General features: G+C 35.6%; 2 protein-coding genes and 1 pseudogene. All 3 read right to left on the bottom strand.

What is annotated here, in order from left to right; all coding sequences use genetic code 11:
* Positions 1-6: 6 nt before the first annotated feature.
* Positions 7-1,311, bottom strand: a complete 1,305-nt coding sequence (gene murC, locus TX86_RS00515; RefSeq protein WP_042345268.1) for a UDP-N-acetylmuramate--L-alanine ligase — start codon at positions 1,309-1,311, stop codon at positions 7-9.
* Positions 1,312-1,534: 223 nt separating this feature from the next.
* On the bottom strand, positions 1,535-2,635 hold the full coding sequence (locus TX86_RS00510; RefSeq protein WP_042345266.1) for a nicotinate phosphoribosyltransferase: 1,101 nt from the start codon (positions 2,633-2,635) through the stop codon (positions 1,535-1,537).
* 184 nt (positions 2,636-2,819) lie between these two features.
* Positions 2,820-4,238 (bottom strand): annotated as a pseudogene (locus TX86_RS00505) (DNA translocase FtsK); the annotation flags it as partial.
* Between the last annotated feature and the right edge of the window lie 215 nt (positions 4,239-4,453).

Raw genomic sequence — 4,453 nt, 5'->3', positions numbered from 1 at the left:
TTTTTATTATTGTTCTTTCAATAATGTTTCATATGCGATTTGAAATTTTTGAATATCTCCAGCACCCATAAATAAGATAACGCTATTCTGATATTGTTTTAATGAAGAAGTATCTTCTTGAAGTAATAGTTCTCCATTTGGAATTTTATCAATTAGGTCATGAATTGTTAACTTCCCTTGATGTTCCCTAGCTGACCCAAAAATATCGCATAAAAATACTTTATCCGCTAAATTTAAGCTTTCAGCAAACTGTTCTAAGAATTTTTGCGTTCTGCTAAATGTATGCGGTTGAAAAACAGCAACGATTTCTCGATCTGGATATTTTTGTTTCGCCGCATCAATTGTAGCTTTTATTTCAGTAGGATGATGAGCGTAATCATCTACTAGAATTTGTGTACCGATTTCTGTTTCAGAAAATCTTCTTTTTACCCCATTAAAGGTAGCTAATTGAGATTGTACAATTTCAGTATCAATATTTTCATACTGACAAAGTGCAATAACAGCTAATGCATTTAATACACTATGGTTACCATACATTGGAATAGTAAATGTTTCAAAATAATTATTTCTTACATACACTTCAAAAGTTGTACCTTTATGTGATGTTGAGATATTACGCGCTTGAAAATCATTTTCTTCATTAAATCCGTAGAAAATAACTGGTACTCTCGCTTGAATTCGTTGAAGTTGCTCATCATCTCCACAAGCAATGATTCCACGATTAACTTGAAGAGCCATATCTTGAAACGCTTGAAAAACATCTTCAAGACTTGAGAAATAGTCTGGATGATCAAAATCAATATTAGTCATAATCGCGTAATCAGGATGATACGACAAGAAATGACGACGATATTCACATGCTTCGAATACGAAAAACTCCGCGTCACGTTCTCCTTTTCCTGTTCCATCACCAATTAGGAAAGAAGTTGGTTTTGCTCCCTTAATAACATGAGCCATTAAACCAGTTGTCGATGTTTTACCATGTGCACCAGTAATAGCCACACTTGTAAATTTCTTAATGAAATCTCCTAAGAATCGATGATAGCGAATAACAGGAATGTCTAACTCTATAGCTCGTTGAATTTCTTCATGTGTATCAGGAAAAGCATTACCTGCTATAACCGTTAAATCGCTTGTAATATTATCCTTATTAAAAGGTAAAATTGTAATACCTGCATCTTCTAATGCAGTTTGTGTAAAAAAGTATTTTTCAATATCTGAACCTTGAACTTTTAACCCCATATCATGAAGCACTTGTGCAAGTGCACTCATACCGGATCCTTTTATACCAACAAAATGGTAAACAGTCATACGAGAACCTCCAACAATCGTCTATCTGCAGTACAGCATATGACGTTTTGCATTTTTAAGAAAACGTGTTTCCATGCTATTAAAACAAGAGTCTAAAAACTAGTCTCCTAAAGAAACATTATATCATAAAAAATATTTTTGCGCCAAATGCACTCTATTAATAGAATGATTACAAAGTTAATTTATCCCATTTCTAACTAAAAAATTTTTCGTTTAATTATTATTATAAATCTACTTTTTCTAAGCGTGGATTTGGACGATATTTACGCCCTTCTTTCGCTTGCGGTTGATCGTTCAATAAAACATTATCACCAGTGAAACCAATATTTATTTTTAAGATACTACTACCTACACCATACATATCTACTGGAACTCCACTTTTTTCAAATTCTTCTATACGCTTCTCTGTGAATCCACCAGTTACAACGATTTTCACATGCTGATAGCCTTCTGCATCAAGCGCTTGTCGTAAAGCAAAGATAAGTTCTGCATTTACGCCACGCGGATCAAATGTTCCAAGTAGATGTTGATTTCTCAGGAAATATTTATCGATTAACGTTCTAGAAGTATCTACACGAACACCTTTTAGCAGACTTCCAAACTCTCTTGCCACTTTTAATGAATCTGTAATAACGTCATTATTATAATCAACTAATGCCGTTAGTTCATCTTCTGGAAACTTCTTGTTGTACACTTTACAGGCTTCCACAACATCTCCGTTAAACATTTGAATAAGAGCATGTGGCATAGTTCCCATTCCTTGCTTGCCCCACCATTCGTTCATGGCATGTGTTGCTTGAGCTGTCGCTCCTCCAATATAAGCTGCATAGCCATCTCCTGCTTGCTGGGTATAGTGATCATCACGATCTCCCATAAAGATGACTGGCTTTTGTACACCAGAAATGCCTGCGGCTTTTACCACATTATATACATTCGTAGCCACAGAGGTTCTACGAGCAAAAATCCCATCAATAATTCCCTCAAGGAAACCGAAGTTTTGATAATGACCTTTAATTGTCATGACCGTCTCGAACGGACTAATTTTATCTCCATCACTAAGTGAATGAATTTCAAGCTCCTCTGGTTTCTCAGCAAACTCTTGAATAAGAGCAATAACTTCATCTACTCCACAAAGGACAGCTTCTTGCCTTTGGAAGAATTGCATCGTTACTTCTTTTTCTGGACAAAAATCTTCTATAATTTCTTTTGTCTTTAAAAAGTAAACAGCCGAGAACCAACCACTCTTAACCCGACGATCAAACTTAAATGTCTGATTGGTTAATCTTTTGATTTTTCCTTGAAGCTTTAACTCGATTTCCTTCATTCTAAAAATCCCTCTTTTACATGTGCAGTTAAATCTAATCTGTTTGTTTAATAATGTTAAGAATATCACGTAAATAGGTACAAACGATCTTTAATTGCTAAATATTATAATAGAAGACGTGGAAATGAGGCCATATTTCCTCATTTCCATACGCCTTAATACTATCAAGCTCTTAGTCTATCAGTTATTCAGGTTGTTGTTCAATCCACTCTTGTAATTCAACACTTGTCATTAAGACTTCACGCGGCTTACTTCCTCTAGTTTCTGATATAATTCCATAACTTTCCATCATATCAATTAATCTAGCAGCGCGATTATAACCAATATGGAATCTTCTTTGTAGACTTGATGTTGAAGCACCATCTTGATACACAACAAATTCACAAGCTTCTACAAATAGATCATCACGCTCTTCCGAAATCTGAGCCTTGGCTAACAAATCTTCTTGTTGAAATAAATATTGTGGTTCTTGTTCTTTACGAACAAAATCAACAACCTCTTCAATTTCCTCATCGCTCACATATGTTCCTTGCAGACGTACTGTTTTCGAAGAACCATTTTCTAAGAATAACATATCACCACGACCTAGCAGCTTCTCCGCTCCACTCGTATCAATAATAGTACGTGAATCAATTTGAGAAGATACTGAGAACGCAATCCTTGTAGGAATATTCGCTTTAATAAGCCCTGTAATAACATCAACTGAAGGACGTTGAGTCGCAACAATTAGATGTATACCACATGCTCTTGCTTTCTGAGCAATTCGACAAATAGACTCTTCTACTTCTGCAGGTGACATCATCATTAAATCAGCTAGCTCATCAATAATGATAACAATAAACGGTAACTGATCGGCTAATTGTCCAGCTTCTTCTGCCTTTTTATTAAAACGTGATATATCTCTTACGCCTGTATGCGCAAATAATTCATACCTTCTTTCCATTTCATCAACTGCCCACTTTAAAGCTGCTGTAGCTGCTTTAACATCGGTAATTACGGGGCTTACCAAATGCGGTATCGAATTATAAGGAGCTAACTCAACCATCTTTGGGTCAATTAACAATAACTTTAATTCTTGAGGTGTAGCTTTATAAAGCAAACTTATAATCATCGTATTAATGCAGACACTTTTTCCAGAGCCTGTTGCCCCTGCAATTAATCCATGCGGCATTTTTCTTAAATCTGTTACGACAGGTGCACCTGTTATATCCAAACCTAACGCTGCTGTTAATGGTGACTCTGATTCTGTGAATGTACTACTTTCAAGAATTTCTCGCAAGTAAACAGGTCTGCTTTTACGATTTGGAATTTCAATACCAATAGTATGCTTACCAGGGATAGGTGCTTCCATTCGAATATCCTGAGCTGCTAAACATAATTTAATATCATCCGTTAAATTTGTTATTTTATTAACTTTTACACCTGGCTCTGGCTGTACTTCAAACTGTGTAACAGAAGGCCCTTGTGTAATATCAACAACACTAGCACGCACATTAAAATTAAACAATGTTTCGTTTAACATCTTCCCTTGCTCATCAAGCCAATCATCATCGCTTTCACCTTGTAATGGAGGCTCAAGTAGCTCAAGAGATGGAAATTGATAATACGGTGGTAAAGATTGATTATCGTTTCGTTCCTCTATATATGTAGTTTCAGGCTGCTCATGAACTATTTGATTAGCAGCTTCAACTGGAGCTTCCTCAGTCATTACCGTTTTTTTTCAAAATTTCCGCTTTTTGTTTTAAGGTTTTCTCTATCTTGACGCAACATCACTACATTAAATGGAATATGCGTACGCTTTATTTCCCCACTTGAATG

Source organism: Bacillus massiliigorillae, from assembly GCF_000380245.2.
GTDB lineage: Bacteria > Bacillota > Bacilli > Bacillales > DSM-1321 > Bacillus_AD > Bacillus_AD massiliigorillae.
The sequence above is the reverse complement of the archived record's forward strand: the minus strand, read 5'-3'. Positions and strand labels throughout refer to the sequence as shown.

Excerpts from the sequence above, each read along its gene's own strand:
- murC (WP_042345268.1), bottom strand. The coding sequence starts at position 1,311 with ATGACTGTTTACCATTTTGTTGGTATAAAAGGATCCGGTATGAGTGCA.
- TX86_RS00510 (WP_042345266.1), bottom strand. The coding sequence starts at position 2,635 with ATGAAGGAAATCGAGTTAAAGCTTCAAGGAAAAATCAAAAGATTAACC.